Source organism: Niallia sp. FSL W8-1348 (assembly GCF_038006745.1).
In the GTDB taxonomy this organism is placed as follows: Bacteria; Bacillota; Bacilli; order Bacillales; family Cytobacillaceae; genus Niallia; species Niallia alba.
In genome coordinates this window covers 3,596,529-3,618,704 of record NZ_JBBOVV010000001.1, presented here as the reverse complement: position 1 = coordinate 3,618,704, position 22,176 = coordinate 3,596,529, and the positions used below count along the sequence as shown (strand labels likewise).

The window sequence follows — 22,176 nt, the reverse complement described above, 5'->3', positions numbered from 1 at the left end:
TATTAGTAGAAAAAAGAGGAAAAGCTATTCTAACAGCTAATTTAAAAATTCGGTTTTTGTTCAAATTATCATGAAGTTATTTATGTTAAGATAGTTATGTTTTCCTAGCACTTATTCAGGAAAGAATTATCCTGCAAGGAGAGTAATATATATGATTGATAAAATTAAACCGATCCCTTCTTTATCTTCCAACTCCGTATTCTTAGCAGCTTTATTAGGGATGGTTGGCGGTTTTTTAGATGCATATACATTTATAAGCAGAGACGGGGTATTCGCTAATGCACAAACAGGGAATATCGTGTTATTCGCGGTCAATGCGGCAACTGGTGAATGGAAGGAATCGCTTATCTTTATTCCTCCACTCATTGCTTTTATATTAGGAGTTTTAGTTTCAGAAATTGTAAAAATTCCTTCCATTAGGGAAATCTTGCATAGCTACCGACGTTCCATCCTTATTCTAGAGTGTATTGTCTTAATTATTGTCGGCTTCTTGCCAACATCTGTACCGAATATTATTGTTACAACTAGCATATCTTTTGTGTCATCATTACAAATATCTACCTTTAATAAGCTTGATAAATGGGCGTATAATTCGACCATGACTACTGGAAATTTACGGACTGCTACTCAAGCTGCTTATGCTGCATTTACAAAGCAAAGTCAAGAAGCAAAGATTCAATTTAAAGAGTTTTCCATTATTATCGGCTCTTTTTTATTTGGAGCACTATTAGGCACATTTACTACAACACAATTTGGCAATAAAGCCATATGGGTATCTGCCTTCATCTTAATTATCGCACTAGCCCTCTATCATAAAGACAAAGGTTATATACGCAAACGTTGTGTATCATAATGAAATAAAAGGGGCTGGGACATAAGTATTCCAGCCAAGGATAAATCCGAACAATTATACGAAGCTACTAATGAAAGTTCCGTATAATTGTTTGGTTTTTTATTTGTTTTTTTAAAGGATGTTCCCATGAAGTTTAGTGCGATTACCCGCAGCCGGAATACACTTCGCTTTCCATGGGGCTCGCGCTGAGCCTCCTCAGCTTCGCCTCCGGGGTCTCAGACTGTCTCGCTAATCCCACAGGAGTCTTCGTGTATTCCGGCTGCTCCGTTTAACCAACTAATCATATTTCCTCTTGTAAAAAGTGTGCAAAAGCAGCCACATTTACTAGCTAAATTAGAGATTGTTCGTCTTTACAGCATATCTATTTAGTTATGTCCCAACTTCTTTTTACTTTTCATTTATTCGTCCATATAGTTCCTCCCACTTTCTCTCGAGCTCTTCCTTCTCAGAAAATAACTGCTCCAATTTACCCCATTCTGACTCCTTTTTCATTCTTGTTTCTAATTCTGTTATCTGTTTTTCTAATACATCTAACTCTTTTTCCCAATAGGTTTGCTTAAATGTTACTTCTCTCTTTTGGTCTTTCGAAACCACCGGCATTTCCTTTTTTGATTTTGCAGTAGTGATTACTTTCCCCTTTATCCGTTGCATTTCCTTAGATTTTTCTCGGGCATACGTATAATTCCCTTCAAAATAGTGCAGGCCTTGGGATTCAATCCAATAAATCTTTTGAAAAAGCTTATTTAGAAAATAACGGTCATGGGAAACTGCAAGTATAGTACCATCAAAATCCTCTAGTGCCTCTTCTAATACTTCACGAGAATCAATATCTAAATGATTCGTTGGCTCATCGAGGATCAACAGATTTATCTCTTGATGCATAAGCTGTGCCAAACGAAGCCTCATTCTCTCTCCACCACTTAAATTGGAGACTTTTTTGAAAACGGAATGTCCGTAAAACAGAAATTGTGCTAGGATATGCCTCGCCGCTCCCTCTGTCACCTGCACTTCATTGCGAAATGCTTCAATCACTGTTTCTCCTTCCATTTCTGCCAATACATGCTGAGAAAGATAACCGATTTTCACATTGCTTCCTATCCTAATCTCTCCTTCATCTGCTTCCAGCTGTTGAAGAATCATCTTTAATAAGGTTGATTTCCCCGACCCATTCTCTCCAATGATTGCAGCTCTATCTCTATAGCTAATCCGCATATGCACATCATTAAATAAGAGTTGTTCTCCGAAGCTTTTAGATACATTGCGAAGCTGAATAACATCCTTCCCGCTTCGCTCACTTGATTCCATTTCAAAATTCATTTTTTTCCTATTAAGAATAGGACGAGATAACTTCTCCATTCTCTCTATCGCACGCTCCATATTTCTTGCACGTTTATGAAGTCCTTCATTAGGTGGGTTTGCCCGATTTGCCCACTCGCGAAGGCGTTTAATTGCTTCCCTCATTTTTTTGATTTTCTTTTGCTGTTCTTCATATGCCTGAAATTCTCTTAAGAGTCTTTCTTCCTTTTCCTTCGTATAATTGGTGAAATTAGAATAATAGGTAATTACTTCCCCATCTTCTAAATCAATGACTTTCCCGATAACCTCATCTAAAAAATAGCGATCATGGGAAACGACTAAAATTGTGCCATCATATTCCTTAAGATATTTCCCAAGCCATTCTACTGCCATTAAATCCAAATGGTTCGTTGGTTCATCCAGCAAAAGAAAATCAGGTTCCTTAAGAAGAATCATTGCTAGACCAATCTTTGTTTTTTCTCCGCCACTCAATGCTCCATACTCTTTTGTAACTAAATGCTGGATAGTTAAGCCGTTAACAATCTTTTCAATCTTTGCATCTATTTCATATCCTCCAGCATTCGTAAAAAATTCCTGCAATTTACCATACTCATCTATTAATAGCTGTAATTGCTCTAGGGTATTGTCTCTTGCCATTTCTTGTTCTATTTGCTGCATCTTTTCCTCTAAAGTAACGAGACTTGAAAAGGCCCTTTTTAAAACTTCCTTAACCTTTAATGATTGCTCAAAGTCAGGTATTTGCTCTAAATATCCAATTTTCAGTCCTTTTTTCCAATGAATTTGTCCTGAATCAGGAGTTTCCTTTCCCGCTAGAAGCCGAAATAATGTTGTTTTTCCACTTCCATTTCTACCAACTAATCCAACTTTTTCTTTTTCTTTGATTTCTAACGAAATATCTTCAAAAATGGAACTTCCTCCGTACATTTTCCCTATATTATTTACACTGCAAATAATCATATTACCGCTCCTTTTATTATGATTATCTCTTTTCCCCTCCGTCTGTAATGGACGATTTTGTCTCCACAAAAAACAACACAAAAAAGCCATGGGAAAACAAGTTCTCCATGGCACATTATTCTTTAGAAAAGTTCGTTCACTTTTTCATCAAATATAAATACCTCTAAATGTACAATTAGAAAGATGCTTTTGCATAAGCATACACGACTTCCTTCTATAAAAAATGACTATTCCCTTCATTTAAGCCATTTAAAAAGGAGCGCATGAAAATGCACTCCTTTAACCGTCCATATAGATGTGGGTAAGAGATGTTTTCACTGTTTTAGTTTGCTATTTAGTTGTTTAAAAAAGGGCATAGTTATCCCGTTAACAACTACCATCGCAAATTTTGCACGGTTAATATAAAGACTTTCCATCATATAACCTTGCACTAAAACAGTTGAACTTAACATCCTTCCCCACCTCTTTTCTTTATTAGTTATTTTTATTATATCTTTTTCAGATCTATCACACAAGAAAAAAAAAGAAAAATCAGTAATATTCGAATCATGCAATATTTATATTTTTTGTGACATTGAGCTAACACTCTTGTTAAAAGAATAAATAATAGCTATAATAAAATAACAACGTTGTTATTTTATTCACTTTGGTGAATCGGAGGAATGAAGATGAGTGTCACCATTAAAGATATAGCTAAAACTGCTGGTGTAAGTTATTCTACAGTATCAAAGGCACTTCGTGATAGTCCATTAGTAAAAAAACCTACGAAAGATCGCATTAAAGCAGTTGCCAATGAATTAGGCTACCAGCCAAACGTTGCCGCTAGAAGTCTTGTATCAAAAAAATCCTTTGCAATTGGAGTTGTTTGGCCAACGATAGAGCAAACCGTTCTTTCTACTCTTATTACAACCATCAACAAACAACTTGAGCAGCTATCTTATACGACATTAATCTCCATTAATGAAGTAGAGTCAGCTTTAAAAATCTTTAATCGTTATCAAGTGGATGCCATTTTAGCATTTGATTCCAGTCAATCAATCGATTCCTTTACATCAGATGTTCCCATTATCACCTATGGACTAGCAAACACAAAAACGACTTATCCAATCATTGATGTGAATCGTCAAAAAGCTACTTACACCGCTGTACAATACCTTCACAAAATTGGGCATCGTTACATTAGCTATATTGGGGAAGTAGAAAATGAAGAGCTACAGAAAGAAAAAGTAAAAGGTTTTAAACAAGCTATTTCCGAATTAGGATTACCAGCCTTTCCAGCTCAAATAGTGAAGGTACAAGATTTTGACCAATACGATGGCTATGAGGCTACCAAACAATTACTAGCTTCTACTAAACTACCAACTGTTATTCTCACTGGCAGTCATGATCTTGCTCGAGGTGCCCTGCAAGCCATTAATGAAAAAAAGCTATCAATCCCTAATGATATTTCTATTATTAGTTATGATAATATTTCAGCACTAGAACGTTTCGATACTCCATTATCGACAGTAGGGGTACCATTAGACAAAATTAGTGATAAGATAATCGAGGTACTAATGAATGTTATAAATGGGGAAGAAATAGAAACTACCATTTATCTTGAACCGGAATTAAGAATAACTACTTCATGTACGTCTCCTCCATATTGAATAATTCCCCAAGTAAAAACGAGGAGAATGAAATCTCCTCGTCAGTTTGTCGACAAAAAGATTTTTAGAAACTTACATTGAATTTTCATGCGTTGCTTGGAGTGGAAGGGGTGAGACTCCTGTGGGATTAGCGAGACAGCTTAGACCCTGCAGGCTGTAAGCAGACCGCGGCTAAGCGCGAGCCCCACGGAAAGCGAACCCATGGAGCGAAAAGCAACATCCCTATTCAAAGGGACTAATAAATATACTATAGACAAACCTCTATATCTAAAATTCAGGAGTTTGTCTACAGTCTGACGAGGAGACTGAAATCTCCTCGTTTTTACTTATCTAGAAAGATACTATTTATTTGTTTTCACTAAATCCATTTGCCCCTGATTATTTACCCTTATAAATCCTCGATATGCGGGCCACATGACAATTACTCCCATAACACTCATACTAAAAAATAATAAAGTTGCCGGAAGTTTGATATATACAAAGGTAACAGCGACACAGCCTAAAACGATTAGTATAGTCCCAACAATATTAGTTATTCCTAAAATTAGCGCATATTTCACATATTGAAAGCCTTTGAGCTCGAAATGAACATAAGTCGGAAACAGATATAAAATAGTGATTAAGTAAAAGAGACCTAAAACACCAAAAAGGATTAGGATGCTTTTAGAGAGGAGCGAATTTATGGTACTAAAATAATATATATCTACAGCTAATATAAAGCCGATTATTCCTAATACAAGGCCAATGACATTTATGGTGACAAAATCACTCTTATAACATTGCCAAAACGTTTGAAAGATAGAAATCTCCTTATCTCCCATTATCCATTTCCTTACAATGGTAAAAAGTGCCACTGTAGCAGGCAACACTCCTAAAATAATGCCACCTAACAGCGAAAAAGCAATCCATAAAAGATTTAAATAGGCTAATTTCATAATTATATCTGATCCACGATAGATACTATTTGCAAATCCGCTCACTTGTTTTTCATCCCCCTTCACATCCAAAAGCTATCACTATATTCTATATTAATTTATTGCTAAAATTTCACTAAGGCATCTAATTTCACAGGTATTCCTGTTTTAATGGAAATATTCCCTGCAATTCCTGTTAAGATAGATTTCACACCGTCAATATGGGTGGCTGCTCGATTAAATCGATCCTCTACTGGCTCACCAAATATATCCCGAAGTAATACTGGATCTCCACCTCCATGGCCACCTTCTCCTGTTTCTATCTCCACTTCATAAGGCTTACCTAGCATTGGATGAACCGTAATGCTCATAGTGGATAGTGCACCTTCCTCTTCTTTATTGCCACCGGAATTAACATATGACTTTTCCACGACTTTGACTTCAATTCTGCCTTTTGTTCCATTAAAGACAACGTTGAAGCCCTCCCAAGGTGCGTAAGCATGTAAGGAATAAGTAAGAATTGCTTTATTTTTAAACTTAGCAATTAGCCCTAAAGTATCTTCTGTGCTAATTCCATCACCAAATACGCTTTGGTCTCGCTGATAGCCATCTTCTTTTTCGGCATGCAAATACATTTCCTTTAAATGTTCATTTTTCTCTAAATGCAAGGCAAAATGATCTGATTTTGCGTACTCACTTCCGTAAGCTCTTTGATAAAACTGCGTTTTTCCTCTCTTCTCGGCATTTTCTCTTCCGTAAAACATTAGGTCACCCATTGCTAAAACAGTGTCTGGGTAAGACTGCAACCAGAAATTTACAAGATCAAAATGATGAGTTGATTTATGAACAAGTAAACCACCACTATTTCGTTTGTCTCGATGCCATCTTCTAAAATAATCAGCTCCATGCTCGGTATTAAGGAGCCATTCAAAATGCACCGCATGTACATCCCCAATTACACCATCTTCAATTAACTCTCTTATTTTTGTATTATGTGGGGCATAGCGATAGTTAAATGTTACACGAAGTTTTCTGTTTGTGCGTTCAACCGCATCTAAAATTGATTGAGCTTTTTCTTCATCAATCGTCAATGGCTTTTCTGTGATTACATCACAACCCAATTCCATTGCCTTTATGATATATGTATGATGCGTCCGATCCATCGTTGTAACGATACAATAATCTGGTTTTAGCTCTTTCAGCATTTGTTCAAATTGATCTGCTTTATATGTTGGAACATCTTTATAATCGTACTTCGTTTTTAATAAATGATTGGCATAATTCATTCTAGTTTGATTCATATCACAAAAGCCTACTAAATCAGCTGTTTCTCTAAAATCACGTGCAATTGCTCCATAAAAAAACTCTGCTCTGCCTCCAGTTCCTACTAATGCATATGTTTTTTTAGTCATGGTTCATCCTCCTCCATTTAACCTTTTATTGTAAGCCTCAAAGTATTTTTACAATTATCCCCGCAACCTGAATACACTTCGCTTTCCGTGGGGCTACACATAAGCCTCCTCGGCTTCGTCTGTGAGGTCTTAACTGTCTCGCAACTTCCACAGCAGTCTTCGTGGATTCAGGCTGCTCAGTAGTTCTTTCTATTATTTTTTGAGTTAATAACAATATTTTTAACAGCCTATTATAAACAACCTTCTATATTAATTAGACTCACTCTTACCCATCACTTGGATTCTTCCATCACTATCTATTGCTATATCTAAGAACAATGGGCGTTCATTTGGTGTGTCATTTGGAGCATGTAATGTTAATTTAAAAGATCCCTCAAAGGTTCGAAAAATCATACCATGACCACCATTATTTTGATAGATTGCTTCTGAATCATGTTCCCATGGACCTTGGATGTTACCAGTCCGAGACCAAGAAACTCCTTGTGCATAGACATTATTGATAAAACTCGCCCATAACATTCCTAATTCTCCATTAGGAAGTGTAAACACAAACGGACCATCTGTCACATAATTATTTTGACCAGGAAACCTCTTGTGTTGAAAGGAAGTGGGCCATCTTGCTTCCGAAGCATGGAATAGAATGATAGGATCTCCAATCACATCCATTAAATTATCTTGAAGCTGCACGGCGCAAATCTGCCCGTCACTTACCTGAACCCATTCATGGCAGAACACCAACCAGGGTTTTCCATCCTCAGCGATAAATAATGTTCCATCTAATGAATACCAATTTTCAGGTGTTAACGGTGAAGTACTATGCGGTTTGAACGGACCAGTAAGCTGATCCGATACGAGGACACCTGTTCCTCTGCAACCATTATCTTTTCGAAGAAAGGTTGCAAACATATAATAATGTCCTTTATACTCATGTACTTCTGGTGCCCAAAAATTTTCTTCCGAATAAAAGTCTTCCTCTGGACGAAAAACTGGAAAAGGTCCTTCCCAATTATTTAAATCAGGGCTCACATAAACATCAAATCCTGTTCCTTTCCCCCAAATATTTTTGTCTGTACTGCCATATAAATAATAATTTCCTGTCTTTTGATCTGGAAATATATACGGATCACGAATTTGGATATCTTTTGTTTTTACCATTCTATTTCCCACCAATCTAAGTAACCTTATAAAATAGGATGTAACCCTTCCCACTTTACTTGCCATGTTCCATCTTGCGGAAAACCTTTTATATGTTGTTCTTCATTTCCACGCCAGCCGCATGCCATCATGGCTACAGCAGTTAATAGCCCACCATTTCCCGGTAAATAACAAGATAAACTGCTATTTTGATAGTTATGCCCATTTGGTAAATACGTATTTTTCACTTGATCCATTAAAAGAAAATTAACTGCTTTTTCACTATCACCAAGGCGTGCAGCTGTCATTGCACACATAGGAAAGTCCCATCCCCATGCGGTTTCCCATTGCCATTCTTTTTCTACACACTCTAGTGTTTGTTTCATTACTACAGGATCAATTAAGGTTCCTTCTAGTATTCCAAGTGCTGCTACCATGGAAGGATGATCGTGATTAAACTGTTTAAAGGTATCCACACAATTTTCATGCGCTAAATATACTCCATTTGCTTGAGGTGGTTTTGCGAGCATTCCCGCCACTTCAAGCCATTTAGGATTTGCTTTTTTTCCTAAACGCTCCATCCACTCACTGGCAACTTCTAACCCATACTTCCAATACTCCAATTCATATGGTGGATTTAAACTTATCGCAGGATCATGACATTCCTGTGCTGGAATTAGTGGAGGTCCTAAAACATACGCATTTCTTTTGTCATCCCATACTACAAAAGATGCCATAAAGTCAGCTGTTTCTACGATAATCTTTTCCCAGCTTAATAATAGCTCTTTCTTTGGTTTCGCTTGAAAACATAATTCAGCTAAGGCGATTGGATGTGGTTGCTGCCAAATCAAAAGAGGTGCAATTGGTGATGGGCTTTGTTTACCATCCACTCCAATCATTTTTGGCCATCTTGCCCCTTTATAGCCTTGCTCTCGGGCTAGGTCTTTCGCAATAGGAAGATGTGATACATACCAATCCATGGCTCTTTCCACAATTGATTCACGTCCCCATAATGGAAAATGTGCGACATGCCACCAATGCATTTCCAAATGAAACTTTCCGAACCAGCTATTATACATGTAACCAGTTTCCTGTGGGGGTGCAGTTCCACTATCATGAATCTCAGTTAGAAATTGAGATAACACTACTCTACGTTCCAGCTCATGTGCTCTCGAATCCGTACTTCCAGAAAAATCAATTGCCCCACCGCTATTCCAAAACTTTTCCCAGTGATTCTTACTAGCAAAAAGGATTGTTTCATAGGAATGATTGATAGGTGTTTGCTCTGCAAAGCTCAAAGAAAATGTAAATTCTTCTGTCTTATTATCAGGAATAAGAACAAATCGCTCGTTGCTATCTTTGATTATTTGCCCACCAGACCATGCCCACCCTACTTCATAACTATCTTCGTCCATCTGTCTATGGAGAAAAACAGAGGAATCGGTTTGCCTCCGCATCTCTATTTGATTTAGGGAATACGCGTTTGGAAAAATAGATTCTTCCCATTTCACCGATGTCATTTCTGGAGAAGGAAAAGACAAGGTTATTTGTAATTGACTAAGTGAAATAAGAGGCGAACATATATGAACACCAATTTCATCCGATTCAGGATGACATACCGTGACAACGGAGACGGGTTTATTTTCTAAATAAAAGGTACTTGATAAAGTCCCTTCCCAAATGTTTAGCTCCTGGTCAATGTTGTAAATATCATTTAGCTTTGCTTCCTGGTTATCTTCCTTTAATAAACGAAAGCCTATAATACCAAGATGAACACGATGTGGATTCTGTCTCAGCCAATGATACGCTTCTTCCTCTTCCCCATTGGGATATATTGGATATGCAACTTCTCGACCATATGTATCTAGCTTTTGTTGAGTAAGTTGTTCTTTTCTATACAAATTTCTTCCTCTTGTGGAATGCCATCCCCATTCAGATTGTGTTCCAAGTGGTACCTGATATTCTTTCGGGAATGATTGCAGCCCTGTAATATCTGCCGAAAAGGCAAAGTGGCCATTCCCAACGGATAATGGCGCTAGGTTTTCTACTCGTTTATATTTAGGATGATGCCTTGTTACCACAGCCTTGCGATTAATCATATGAATAGCACCTCTTTAAAAATTGTAGGGAGTCCAACTTATCCTTTTATACCAGTAGTCGCAATACCTTCCACAATATATTTTTGAAAGATAAAGAAAATAATGGTAATTGGTAAAATAGAAAGAATGGACATCGCAAACATCGGTCCCCAAGCAGATTGCCCTTGTGAATCTAAGAAAAGTTTAAGTCCTAATGTCACCGTATAATTCGATGTTGTATTTAAGTAAAGCATTTGACTAAAGAAATCATCCCATGTCCATATAAAAGAGAAAATTGCAGTAGTAATAAGAACTGGTGTTGCAAGCGGAAGTATGATTCGCAAGTAAATACGGAATATTCCACATCCATCCATAATTGCACTTTCATCCAAATCTCTTGGAATTCCACGGATAAACTGCACCATTAAAAAGATAAAAAAGGCTTCTGTTGCAAAAAATTTAGGAACTGTTAACGGTAAAAATGTATCAATCCAATCAAGATAATGGAAGATAGCATATTGTGGTACCAAGGTAACATGCACTGGTAGCATTAAAGTTGTAAGCATACAAACAAACCATAATTTTTTAAGTGGAAATTGCAGCCGGGCAAATGCATAAGCTACCATGGAACAGGAGATAAGGTTTGCGATCACGTTTATGCTGCTTAAAAATAAGGAATTTTTAAAGAATGTACCAAAGCTTAAATCTTTGATGACATACCAGCCTTTTGCATAATTTTCAAGTGTAAATTCTCTTGGCCATAGTCCTTGTTGGCTAAAGATAAGTGCTTCTGGCTTTAACGAGCTGGAAAGCAGCCATAAGACTGGATATAGCATTAGAATTCCGATGAAACTAACAACTAGATATATAAAAGCTCTTTTTATTCTTCTCTTTACAATCATCTGCTATTTCCCCCCTGCATCTTCGTAATACACCCAATATCTAGAGGTGATAAATAAGATTCCCGTAATGATCGCCAATACAAGTACAAGTATCCACGCCATTGCAGCAGCATAGCCCATATTGAAAAAGGAGAAGCCGTTTTGATAAAGGTAAAGCGTATAAAATAAAGTAGAATTAATCGGTCCGCCAGTTCCTCCGCTAATAATATAAGCAGACGTGAAGGCTTGCAGTGACTTAATGACTTCCATAACGAGGTTGAAGAAGATAACTGGTGATAGCATTGGCATCGTAATATGGATAAAAGACTGGAATTTATTAGCCCCGTCTATTTCTGCCGCTTCATATAAGTTTTCTGGTATTTGCTTTAAGCCAGCAAGGAAAATAATCATAGAAGCACCAAACTGCCAAATGGATAGAATGACCAAAGTGTATAAGGCATAATCTGGATGGGAAATCCAAGCCTTTCCTTGTATACCAAAGAGAGATAAAAAAGTATTTACTAAACCATTTGAATCGAACATATTACGCCAAAGAATCGCAATTGCAACACTTCCACCTAATAAAGAAGGCAAATAGTAAATAGTTCGATAAATACCAATTCCCTTTAAACCCTTTTTCAGTAAAAGTGCTACCAATAGAGCAGAAAGTAATTGGGTCGGGACAGATAACACAACAAATTTAGCTGTTACGTGTACAGAATCCCAAAAATTATCATCATCAAAAAACATATTTTTATAGTTTTCTAAACCAATCCATTCTGGTGCATTTAACAGATTATAATGGGTAAAAGATAAATACAATGACGCAATCATGGGGCCTAATACCAAACCAAAAAAACCAATGAGCCAAGGTGTTAAAAAACCGTATGCAATCAGACTATTTTTCGTTTTCGCTCGTAATGACATCCCTATCCCCCTCTATTAATCTAGTTCAAGAAGATCGGTAATTTACCGATCTTCTTTCCCCTACCGTTACTTCGAATGTCTCTCGATTATCTTATTTAATTCTTTAAAATATCTTTCAGAAGCATTATCGACAGAATCCTTTTCAAATGCGATGGTTTCAACTGTTTGCTTATAAAGCTTTTGTTCCTCCACATATCCTGGATAAAGTGGTGTATATTCCGCATCTGACGTTTTTGTGACAAGATCAATATAATCTAAGACAACTTTATCTTCTTCTGCAGCAGATGCGCTTACTTGTTCACGAACCTCAGAATTAACTGGAATTCCTCTATCCATTCCTAAAACTTCCCCTGCTTCGATGTTATTAACGAAGAAATCAAGGAACTCAGCAACTTCTTTCGGATGCTTTGTATTTGCATTTCCAGCTAAAAATTGGCTCGGTAATAGGGTCACTCCATTTTTACCTGTTTCGGCATCATATGGAGGAATATGGAATGTCAGCTCATCTGGTGTTGCACTGTTATAAGCAGAATACTGGTTAGAGAACACAAATTGCATCGCAACATCTCCTCTAACAATTAACGACTGTGCAGGATCATCTTGATTTTGTGTTTGTAATTCAGCAGGCGCTGCTGCTCCACTCTCTCTCATATCTTGCCATAACTGGAACCATTCTTTCGAATCATGTTCTTCAAATCCGACTTTACCATTGTCATAGGCAACCTTACCTCTTTGTGCCAAAAACATACCGAAACCATCTTCATCAAAGTCCAAGACACCGTACTTTTTGTCTAATGTAGTTGTAATCTGCTTTGCAGTTTTCTCTAAATCTTCCCATGTCCAATCATCAGCTGGGATTGGAACATTCGCTTCGTCAAATGCTGTTTTATTTATCAATAAACCACCAGCATTCACACCAAGAACAACTCCATAAAATTTATCCTCATAAGTAGCAGCCTTAATCATGTTTTCGGGGTGTTTGCTTAAATCTAGTTCCTTCCCTATGTATTCATCTAGTGGTAGAACTACTCCTTTGTGTACATAGTCATTTAAATTCCCGCCAAATTGTATGATATCAGGAGCATTACCGGAAGCTAACTGTGTATCTAACTTTTCAAAGTAGCCTTCAAGGCCAGAAAATTCAGGAACAATTTTAACCTCTGGATGCAATTTTTCATATAACTCAATAACTTCTTGTGTCTTTTGCGATCTTTCTTGACCACCCCACCAGGTGAAACGAAGAACAATTTGGTCACCATCGGAATCACCAGATTTACTAGAAGAGCTAGATTGATTCGAGCATCCTGTAAAAACGAGCAATACAGACATGATTAATAAAATCCAAGTAAAACTTTTTTTCATGATAATTTCCCCCTCTTTTACAAAAAATAGAAAACATTCCATTTCCTTAAGGAAAAAGATGAAACAATAGATACCTAGATAATTAAGGAACACCCAGTTAGTAAACGGTTTCATTTCAACTGAATTTACTCCCTATATATAGTTCAATAATGTTATAACTTAGATGAATAGACTCGATCGTACGGGGTTAAACAGGAAATTATAAAGCGATTTCAATAGTGAACAAAAAAAAGAATAGAAAAATAACAACGTTGTTAATTTTGATTATAAAATATCTATCTTCAAATAGCAACCACCATTTAAAGTCTATTCTATTTCCTTTATTGCCTTATTTTAATAAATTGGTAACTTTGTACTACCTTAAAATAAGTAAAAAAATAGCGTGTTCTAACCAAATTCAAAAAAGCCTCCTAATATACCTGTATTTTCTGCAGTCTATTAGAAGACTTTTAAAGCTAAAAATGGTACTTTATTACTCTATAGTCATATGGCGGAATTTCATATTTTCCACTTTCTAGTATTTGATTACTTTTCCAGTCCACACTCTTTTTCGGAAGTGTTACCTCTCCAGTTTTTCCATCCATATTCACAACAACCCAATAGGATGCATCCTTCCCAATTCTAGGAATGATTGCCGTGCCATCCGTAGTTTTTATTTCCATCTTAACTGCCGCTTCCTTTGCGTAATGATGGATCAATGCTTCTACCATTTTTTCTCCCTGTGAACCAAGAGGCAAACTACCAAGGAACACAATCTTTCCTTTTCCTCTTTTCATCTCTTTTATAAAAGCATTTCCAGCACCTACGCCATCCTTGATTATCCCTATATTCTCCCCTTTCTCTACATCAAAGATCGTACTCCATAGGCCTAAATCAGCCGTTATGCCAAACGCTTCACCATAAGTATTCGTCCCATCTAACGGATTCGTAAATAAAGCTTGAACACCTGCTAGCTTCTCTAGTTCACCAAGCGCATAGTCCGTTTGAATCGTATGATCTTTAGTACGCCCTCCAGTTAGCGGTCCAACAATCCATATTCCTCCTTTTTCTACAAATGCTATTGTTCTTTGTATATATTCAGAGGAAAGATAAGGGATGAAAGGCGTACATAATAATTTATATCCGTCTAAATCTGCTTGTTCCATTATCAAGTCTCTATGAATTCCTAATGAAATAAACCGTTCATAAAAGTCTGTTAAAATTTGTTTATATTGAACCCCATTAAAGGCTTCTGTCTGAAAATAAGCTTTTGCCCGATCAGAATAACAAATTGCAACTTCTGCTTGTAGCGGTTCTGTATGAAGCAGCAGCGGTTCCAGTTCTTGGCGAATTCTTTCCACTTCTAATACATTTTTATATCCAATCGTCGGTTTTCCCCAGGCACTAATAACAGAACCATGCGCAATCTCACAGCCAGTGCGCTGCTGTCGCCAAAGCCAGTAGCAAAAGCCTTCAGCTCCTGCCGCATAGGCATATACTGCTTCTGCTTGTAAATAGCCATCTGGATGAGGACTGGCATATCTTTCAAGAGATGCACTAAAAGAAGTACTTGTTTCCATCAGCCAAAAGGGGCTATCTTTCTTTATATTTCTGTATAAATCACATAACATCATATAGGAGCTTACATTTTCCTGTACTGCATATGTATCAAAAGAGGCAAAATCAAGATTTTCGAATAGCAATGCTTGATCTAAATCAAAAAAGACTGTCGCATTATGTGTAATTGGTATGTCTGAGTAGGAACGAATAATAGTGGCTTGTTCTTTAGCAAACTCCGCTATTTTCTCATGTGTGAATATTTTATACATTGTTAACAAGGAGGCATTATGCAAGAATGGTGTAGAACTAGGCTGCGGAATTTGCTCAAAACTTTGATAATACTGGCTCCATATTTGCGTGCCCCATGCAGTATTTAACTGGTCAATAGTTTGATATTTTTGTTCTAGAAAGTTATGCCATTCAACTTTACACGTCTCACAATAACACTCGCCGACATGACATTTAAATTCATTATCTAGCTGCCAGCCAATGACACCAGGCAATTTCCCTAACCCTTTTGCAAGAGCCTCTGTTATGATCGCTGCTTTCTCTCGAAAATAACCATTATTTGTACAAAAATGCTGTCTTGCTCCATGACTCATAACTGTTCCTTCATTATCTACATGCATTCGTTCTGGATGTTGATAAGACATCCAAATCGGCGGAGTTGCTGTCGGTGTGCACATAACTGTATCGATTCCATGTTCCTTTAATCTCTTAATAACATTGATTAAAAAAGAAATATCGATTTCTCCTTCACGTGGTTCGATATAGGACCAAATAAATTCTCCTATCCGAACTACATTTATGCCGATTTTTTGCATATGCCGAATGTCTTCTTCCACAACCTCCCTTTCCCATAATTCAGGATAAAAAGCTGCGCCATGATATAGCTTTTGCAAGTCTGTCTCCTCCTTTTTACGATTACGCTATGCTAGCAATAACTATATAAAAATTCCGATAAACATAAAATCGCTAATGATTGTCCATACGGCATCGTTGTCATTGGAATATTGCGATAAAAATCCAATGTATCTCCCATACCTGTGCCTACAGAAACTTTTTGCAGTGCTCCTTGTTCATTTATTTCGTTCATAATTGCATGCACTGCTTTTAGAGCAACCTCTTTATATTCTGCTCCAATATACCTTTTGTGGATGGACTTTAATATCCCATATGCAAAGCCGGCTGTTGCTGATGCTTCTAAATAAGAAGTACGATCGTTTATTAATGTATGCCACATACCCGTTTCATGTTGATATTCTTTCAATGACTCTATTTGTCTAGCAAGCGTTTCCAATAAATACGCACGAAAGAAATCTCCCTGTGGCAGCTCAAGCATGTCGATTATTTCAGGAATAGCAATGGTAATCCAGCAATTACCTCTTGCCCATAATGCTTCGGCAAAATGATGATCCCCTTCAAATGTCCAGCCATGGAACCATAAGCCTGTTTTCCGGTCAGAAAGATATTTTATATGGATAAGGAACTGCTTTTTCGCTTCTTCGATATACGCTTGATTATTAAGAAGTTTTCCAATTTTCGCTAGAGGCAAGACCGTCATCATTAACGTGTCATCCCATAGTTGATTCTTATTTTCAGGTCCATAGGTCATGTGCTGCAACCCATCTTCTTTTGTCCTTGGCATTTCGTATAATACCCAGTCAGCCCAAGCCTCTAAATAAGGCAAATATGTTTGATCTTTCGTATCTTCATACAAGTAAGCTAATGTAAGCAGGGGCGCCATCGTGTTTACATTTTTAGGGGGAACCCCTTCTGTTAATCTGCGTTTATACCATTCTGTCATTATTTGCTTTGCCTTTTGATCATTCGATATTTTCCAATAGTTATAGATTCCATATAAGCCTACACCTTGGGGCCAATTCCATACTTCCCAGCTTTTATCATCGACAACAACTCCGTCAAAATGGAGCAAGTATTCTCCTGTTTGGTCCTTAATACTTGCGAGATTCTCCATTAGTCTTTCAATCGAAACAATGACATGTTGTTTATCCAAAATTTGCTTAGTATCAACCATCTCTTTCCCTCCATAAAGAAAATATTTGGACGAAGAACTTCAACTATTTCAAACCACTTGTACTGATCCCTTCCACAATATATTTTTGAAATAAAAAGAAGATCAGAATAACAGGTACTAACGAAACAACAGACATTGCAAACATTGCTCCCCAATTTGATGCGGATTCTGTATCTAAAAATAATTTTAAAGCTAGGGAAACTGGATATAATTCAGCCTTATTTAAATATAAGACTGGATTGATTAAATCTTCCCATTTCCAATAAAAAGAGAAGATAGCAGAAGTAGCTAGTGCTGGTGTTATTAAAGGTAAAATGATACGAAAGAAGATACTAAAACGGCCACACCCATCTATTCTAGCTGCTTCATCTAGTTCTACTGGTATCGTTCGAATAAACTGGACGATTAAAAAGATGAAAAAGGCATGCCCAAAAAATTGAGGGACAATGATTGGCTTAAAACTATTAATCCAGCCGATTTTAGCAAAGATGATATATTGAGGAATCATTAATACTTCATGTGGAAGCATCATGGTCACCATCATACAAGCAAACCAAAAGCTTTTTCCCTTAAATTGAATTCTCGCAAATCCATAAGCAATTAGAGCCGAGGACGCTACTGCCCCAATAGTAGAGAGCCCTACAATAGTCAATGAGTTTTTAATAAACGTTCCAAAGGATTGCCCGGCAATTCCCTTCCATCCATCTGCATAATTGGTCCAAATAAATTTATCAGGAATAAGGGAATGAGCAGTCACAAAAATAGATGAACTTTCTTTAAAAGAACTCATGATTAACCATATAACAGGATAGAGCATTATTATGGCGATAATACTAGTAATTACATGAAAAAGTATTTTTTGGGGCTTTATTTTTGTGCGTTTCTTTTCTATCGTTGGCTTGATGTTTGGCTCGATAACATTATTTGTCGGTTGTTTATATGTCTCCATGTCTATCAATCCTCCTTCGACTCGTAATAAACCCATAAGGATGATGTCTTAAATAAGATCAGTGTTGTAAGCCCAACAATAATTAACATGACCCACGCCATAGCAGATGCATATCCCATTTGAAAAAAATTAAATGCTTTTTGGAATAAATAAAGTGGGTACAGTAACGTTCCATCAAGAGGACCACCTTCCCCTTTGGAAATAATATAGGCTGGTGTAAAAGTCATAAATGCAGATATTGTTTGCATGACTAAATTAAAGAAAATAATTGGGCTTAATAACGGGAGCGTAATTTTGAAAAATTTATGTACAGCACTTGCTCCATCTACACTTGCGGCTTCATAATAGGTTGGCGGAATATTTTTTAATCCTGCAAGAAATATAAGCATGGAAGAACCGAACTGCCATACAGCAAGCAATATCAATGTCCATAACGCGCTTGTCGGATCTTGATACCAAAGGATTTTCTTATCAATTCCCATAAAGAACAATAATGCATTGATTACTCCTTCGTTGCCAAAAATATTACGCCACATAATAGCAACTGCTACACTACCTCCGATAATCGACGGCAAGTAAAAAAGAACTCGATAAATCCCAATTCCTTTCCTATTTTGGTTTAAAAGCATTGCCACAAATAACGCAAACATTAAGCGAAGGGGAACACCTGCAAGCACATAGTAAAATGTCACACTTAACGACTTCCAAAACTTTTCATCTCCAAAGAGCATTTCTTTATAATTGGCAAGCCCTATCCATGTTGGTGTTGTAAATAAATCATAATTAGTGAAAGATAAATACAAGGAAATAAGCATCGGCACAACGGTGAATGCAGTAAAGCCGATAATGAATGGCGATATAAAAGCATAGCCAGATAAATTATCTTTTAAAGCACGTGACTTCATTTCTAAAACAACTCCTTTCTCTATCAGAAATAGAGCACGAATCATTCAAAGTTGAACTTTTCGTGCATTTATTTTTGTGAATTTTTCATAACTCAGTCAATATGATTGAAATCTCCCTCTGATGAAAATGGGTTCTAAAATTATATAGAACAGAAAGAAAACTGTTTTTTTTTTAACGAGCAGTCGTCTCTCTTAACTTTATTAATAAAGCCAATTATCGGAAAGAAAACGTTGTGTAACTCCCTATTTATTTCTTCCTAAAATTCCGTTTGCTTGTTCTCTAAATTTCTTCGCGCCTTCTTCTGGCTTAATTTGTTTAAATAAGATTTGATCGGAAACGTCTTTTAGTGCTTTCATTACTTCTGCACTCCCAATCGGATCTGGTGGATCAGCTTGACTTGCATGCTGTGTGGCAGACTCTACGTACTCGACAATTTTTGTTTCTGATTCGCTTAATTCTGGTTTAATTGCATCAGATACTTCTGTAGAAACTGGAACTCCTCTTTCTCCCTTAATAATCTTATTGGCTTCGATATTATTTACAAAGTAGTCGATAAACTTAGCTGCCTCTTCTTTCACCTTTGAACTTTTTGGAATAGAGAATAACATACTTGGCTTTAAGAATAAGGCACTTTCCGTTTCTTGTTCTGGTGGAAAGTTAATCGTAAGAGAATCATCTGTTAGTTGAGAAAATGCTAAGTATTGATTGGAATAATTCCAAGTAAACCCAGTAGCACCTTTTACAATGAAATCATCTTCCATTCCTTTTATTTGTGCTTGTTCATCTGGAGTTGGGGATGCATCGGCATCAATTAATCGCAATTGTCTCTCGAAGTAATCGATAAAAAATTGATCATCTGTATAAGCTAGTCCTGTACCATCTTGATTATAAAAGCGCTCACCTTGTGTTCTTAAATAGTACGGGAAAAATACATCTGGGGGATGCATCCCATTTGATCCGTAAACCCCTAGTTTTTCTTGTAACTGTAAGGCTATTTTTTCATAGTCGTCCCATGTCCATGTTTGACTATCCATCTCAATCCCAGCTTCTTTTACTAATCGATCATTAGAAATAACCGACAATACATTCACACCAGCTGGCAATCCATAAAGGCTATCTTTTATTTTTCCACCTGAAATATTATTTTCTGGGATAGAACTAGTATCAATCGTTCCATTATCCAGATAAGGTGTTAAATCTTCCAATTGACCCTTTTCTCCATATTGCGATAAATAGGCCATATCCATTTGAATCACATCTGGTAATTGGTTTGCTGCAGCTTGTGGAGCTAGCTTTTTCCAATAGTCGTCCCAGTTAGCAAATTCGGGCTCGATGTTTACATTAAGATTTTCTTTTTCATACATTTCAATAACTTTTGTCGTGTAATCATGACGAGGCTGCCCACCCCACCATGCAAATCGAATCGTAATCTTTTCACTGCCATTTTCTCCGCCTGATTCATTACTACTAGATGCACTACAACCACTAAATGCCGTTACCACAAACAGACTCAAGGCTAAAATGAGAATCTTCCTCATCCAATCCCCCTCTTCCTTCTTTATTGTAAGTGCTTTCATTTAAATTTTACGTGTTATTCCCACTTGATGGAATTTAAAAAATAGAGATATCCTGTTCAAAAAACAGAGATATTCTTTTTAAAACATCGCTAAAAAATCCTAATCACTTCTTTCCCAGAGTAATTAGGATTTTTTAATCTAGCGTACATTTTTGTATTCGGAAGGCGTATAGCCCGTATGCTTTTTAAATACTTGGCTAAAGTATTGAGGATTATCGCCGAATCCACTCATTTCCGCAAGGGTAAATATTTTAATTTCACCCGTCTTCTCAATCTCTTCCAATGCTTTATTCACTCTCATTCTCGTTACATAAGTCGAAAATTTCCCACCTGTTTCTTGCTTAAATAATTTCCCTAGATAATCTGCATTCATATAAACTTGTGTAGCAACCCATTTTAAGGAAAGCGCCGGATTACTTAATTCCTTATTAATTAATTCTTTTATTTGCTCGATTACATGCGACTGCGAAGATTTGTGCTTATCATAGTATGTAAAGGTAATTTCTTTTGTATGATGAAGCAGAAACTCTTTCATCGCCTGAATGCTCTTCGCTTCTAATAAAAAAGATATTTTCCCCATATAGTCAGAAAGGCTTTTAGCACAGCATACTTGGATGATTGAAAGAAAAAGTTGAATGATGTGAGTTCTTGTTAAGTGAATAGGATCTCGTTTGGCTGAAATCTGTTCGAATATTTCGTTCATTTCTTCCTCCGCTTTGGCCCAATTACCTGACTTGATTTCTAAAAATAATGGTAAATCTCCAAAGTCTAGACTATCTATCTCCTGTTCTTGCTGTATATCCTTCTTGGTAATAATGCTTCCCTCTCCTAAATAGAAACGATGACTTAGACATTCAAGCGCTTCTTGGTAAAGCTTTCTTGTGAGGGTTATAGATCCTATCCTGCTTACTGCGACCGTCATATCCATCTCATATACTAAAGAAAAGTTTTTTCGAATTTGCTCCAGTCTTTCTTGCAGTTCATCTTGACCGCTCTTTGCATCGACAATAAACAAAATATGTTCTCCAATGTTGGAAGAAAGAATAGGAGATTCAAAGATATCATTCCCTACATTCTCCAACATAAATAAGTGTTCATAGTTAAAGTCTCCCTCTAAATGAAACAGGACAACACAAATCTGCTTATCTTCCAATTTGGTATGAAAGATCCGTTCATAATAGGCCAAAACCTTCTTTTCTGATTTTTTGCTAGTAACTAGCTCTGTCAATAATTGCTTTTTCACAAAGGGCTGCACAGTTTCCATTTTCTTTTTCATCTGGATCAAGTAATGTTCTTTTTTCTCTTTCATACGAATTTCGCTAATTATCTGTTGAATAGCTTCGATAATTTGGTTTTCATTACAAGGCTTTAATAAATAGTGTTTAACTCCATATTCCATCCCTTTTTGGGCATAATGAAATTCGGCGAACCCAGATAAAAGAATAAAATGGATATGGGGATATTCTTCTTTTATTTTCGAAACTAACTCCATTCCATTCATACCAGGCATTTTTATATCACTAATAACAATATCAGGCTGTGAATCAACAATTAATTGATATGCTTCTATGCCATTGGTTGCCTTCCCTACCAACATGGTATGCAGCTTTTCCCAGTCAATAATCCTTGAAATACCCTCTAAAATGATTCTTTCATCATCCACTAGAAAAACCTTATACATGTT

At 36.7% G+C, this 22,176-nt stretch carries 17 protein-coding genes; 2 read left to right on the top strand and 15 right to left on the bottom strand.

What is annotated here, in order from left to right:
• Nucleotides 1-151: 151 nt before the first annotated feature.
• Nucleotides 152-853, top strand: a complete 702-nt coding sequence (locus NST60_RS16990; RefSeq protein ID WP_016202477.1) for a YoaK family protein — start codon at nucleotides 152-154, stop codon at nucleotides 851-853.
• A 387-nt stretch (nucleotides 854-1,240) separates the two neighbouring features.
• Here NST60_RS16990 and abc-f read toward each other — a convergent pair whose 3' ends face one another.
• Together abc-f and NST60_RS16980 are read right to left on the bottom strand one after the other, a co-directional pair.
• A complete protein-coding gene (abc-f, locus tag NST60_RS16985; protein ID WP_341099558.1) occupies nucleotides 1,241-3,127 on the bottom strand; it encodes a ribosomal protection-like ABC-F family protein in 1,887 nt (628 codons plus the stop codon).
• Nucleotides 3,128-3,441: 314 nt separating this feature from the next.
• Entirely contained in the window at nucleotides 3,442-3,579 is a 138-nt protein-coding gene (locus tag NST60_RS16980; protein WP_341099557.1) for an RAxF-45 family protein, read from the bottom strand.
• Between the two features lie 216 nt (nucleotides 3,580-3,795).
• Here NST60_RS16980 and NST60_RS16975 point away from each other — a divergent pair, with 216 nt between their 5' ends.
• Entirely contained in the window at nucleotides 3,796-4,776 is a 981-nt protein-coding gene (locus tag NST60_RS16975; protein ID WP_341099555.1) for a LacI family DNA-binding transcriptional regulator, read from the top strand.
• 341 nt (nucleotides 4,777-5,117) lie between these two features.
• On the opposite strand, the gene NST60_RS16970 is transcribed toward NST60_RS16975, so the two are convergent.
• The 13 genes from NST60_RS16970 to NST60_RS16910 form a co-directional block, all read right to left on the bottom strand.
• Complete coding sequence (locus tag NST60_RS16970; protein ID WP_341099553.1) at nucleotides 5,118-5,756, bottom strand: YesL family protein; 639 nt, start codon at nucleotides 5,754-5,756, stop codon at nucleotides 5,118-5,120.
• Between the two features lie 59 nt (nucleotides 5,757-5,815).
• Complete coding sequence (locus tag NST60_RS16965; RefSeq protein WP_341099551.1) at nucleotides 5,816-7,102, bottom strand: Gfo/Idh/MocA family protein; 1,287 nt, start codon at nucleotides 7,100-7,102, stop codon at nucleotides 5,816-5,818.
• 249 nt (nucleotides 7,103-7,351) lie between these two features.
• Entirely contained in the window at nucleotides 7,352-8,257 is a 906-nt protein-coding gene (locus NST60_RS16960) for a glycoside hydrolase family 43 protein (protein WP_341099548.1), read from the bottom strand.
• A gap of 26 nt (nucleotides 8,258-8,283) precedes the next feature.
• Entirely contained in the window at nucleotides 8,284-10,335 is a 2,052-nt protein-coding gene (locus NST60_RS16955) for a glycoside hydrolase family 65 (RefSeq protein WP_341099546.1), read from the bottom strand.
• A 38-nt stretch (nucleotides 10,336-10,373) separates the two neighbouring features.
• A complete protein-coding gene (locus tag NST60_RS16950; protein ID WP_341099544.1) occupies nucleotides 10,374-11,216 on the bottom strand; it encodes a carbohydrate ABC transporter permease in 843 nt (280 codons plus the stop codon).
• Between the two features lie 3 nt (nucleotides 11,217-11,219).
• Complete coding sequence (locus tag NST60_RS16945; protein WP_341099543.1) at nucleotides 11,220-12,122, bottom strand: carbohydrate ABC transporter permease; 903 nt, start codon at nucleotides 12,120-12,122, stop codon at nucleotides 11,220-11,222.
• A 66-nt stretch (nucleotides 12,123-12,188) separates the two neighbouring features.
• Complete coding sequence (locus tag NST60_RS16940; RefSeq protein ID WP_341099541.1) at nucleotides 12,189-13,484, bottom strand: ABC transporter substrate-binding protein; 1,296 nt, start codon at nucleotides 13,482-13,484, stop codon at nucleotides 12,189-12,191.
• A gap of 455 nt (nucleotides 13,485-13,939) precedes the next feature.
• Nucleotides 13,940-15,925, bottom strand: a complete 1,986-nt coding sequence (locus tag NST60_RS16935) for a beta-galactosidase (RefSeq protein WP_341099539.1) — start codon at nucleotides 15,923-15,925, stop codon at nucleotides 13,940-13,942.
• Nucleotides 15,926-15,957: 32 nt separating this feature from the next.
• A complete protein-coding gene (bglB, locus tag NST60_RS16930; protein ID WP_341099538.1) occupies nucleotides 15,958-17,061 on the bottom strand; it encodes a beta-galactosidase BglB in 1,104 nt (367 codons plus the stop codon).
• A 43-nt stretch (nucleotides 17,062-17,104) separates the two neighbouring features.
• The gene (locus tag NST60_RS16925) at nucleotides 17,105-18,010 is read right to left on the bottom strand and encodes a carbohydrate ABC transporter permease (RefSeq protein WP_341099537.1); all 906 of its coding nucleotides are present in this window, start codon (nucleotides 18,008-18,010) and stop codon (nucleotides 17,105-17,107) included.
• 5 nt (nucleotides 18,011-18,015) lie between these two features.
• Nucleotides 18,016-18,915: a carbohydrate ABC transporter permease gene (locus NST60_RS16920; RefSeq protein ID WP_212117311.1), complete on the bottom strand. Its 900-nt coding sequence runs from the start codon at nucleotides 18,913-18,915 to the stop codon at nucleotides 18,016-18,018.
• A 243-nt stretch (nucleotides 18,916-19,158) separates the two neighbouring features.
• Nucleotides 19,159-20,454, bottom strand: coding sequence for an ABC transporter substrate-binding protein (locus tag NST60_RS16915; RefSeq protein ID WP_341099535.1), 1,296 nt, complete (start codon nucleotides 20,452-20,454; stop codon nucleotides 19,159-19,161).
• A 177-nt stretch (nucleotides 20,455-20,631) separates the two neighbouring features.
• The gene (locus tag NST60_RS16910) at nucleotides 20,632-22,173 is read right to left on the bottom strand and encodes a response regulator (protein ID WP_341099534.1); all 1,542 of its coding nucleotides are present in this window, start codon (nucleotides 22,171-22,173) and stop codon (nucleotides 20,632-20,634) included.
• Between the last annotated feature and the right edge of the window lie 3 nt (nucleotides 22,174-22,176).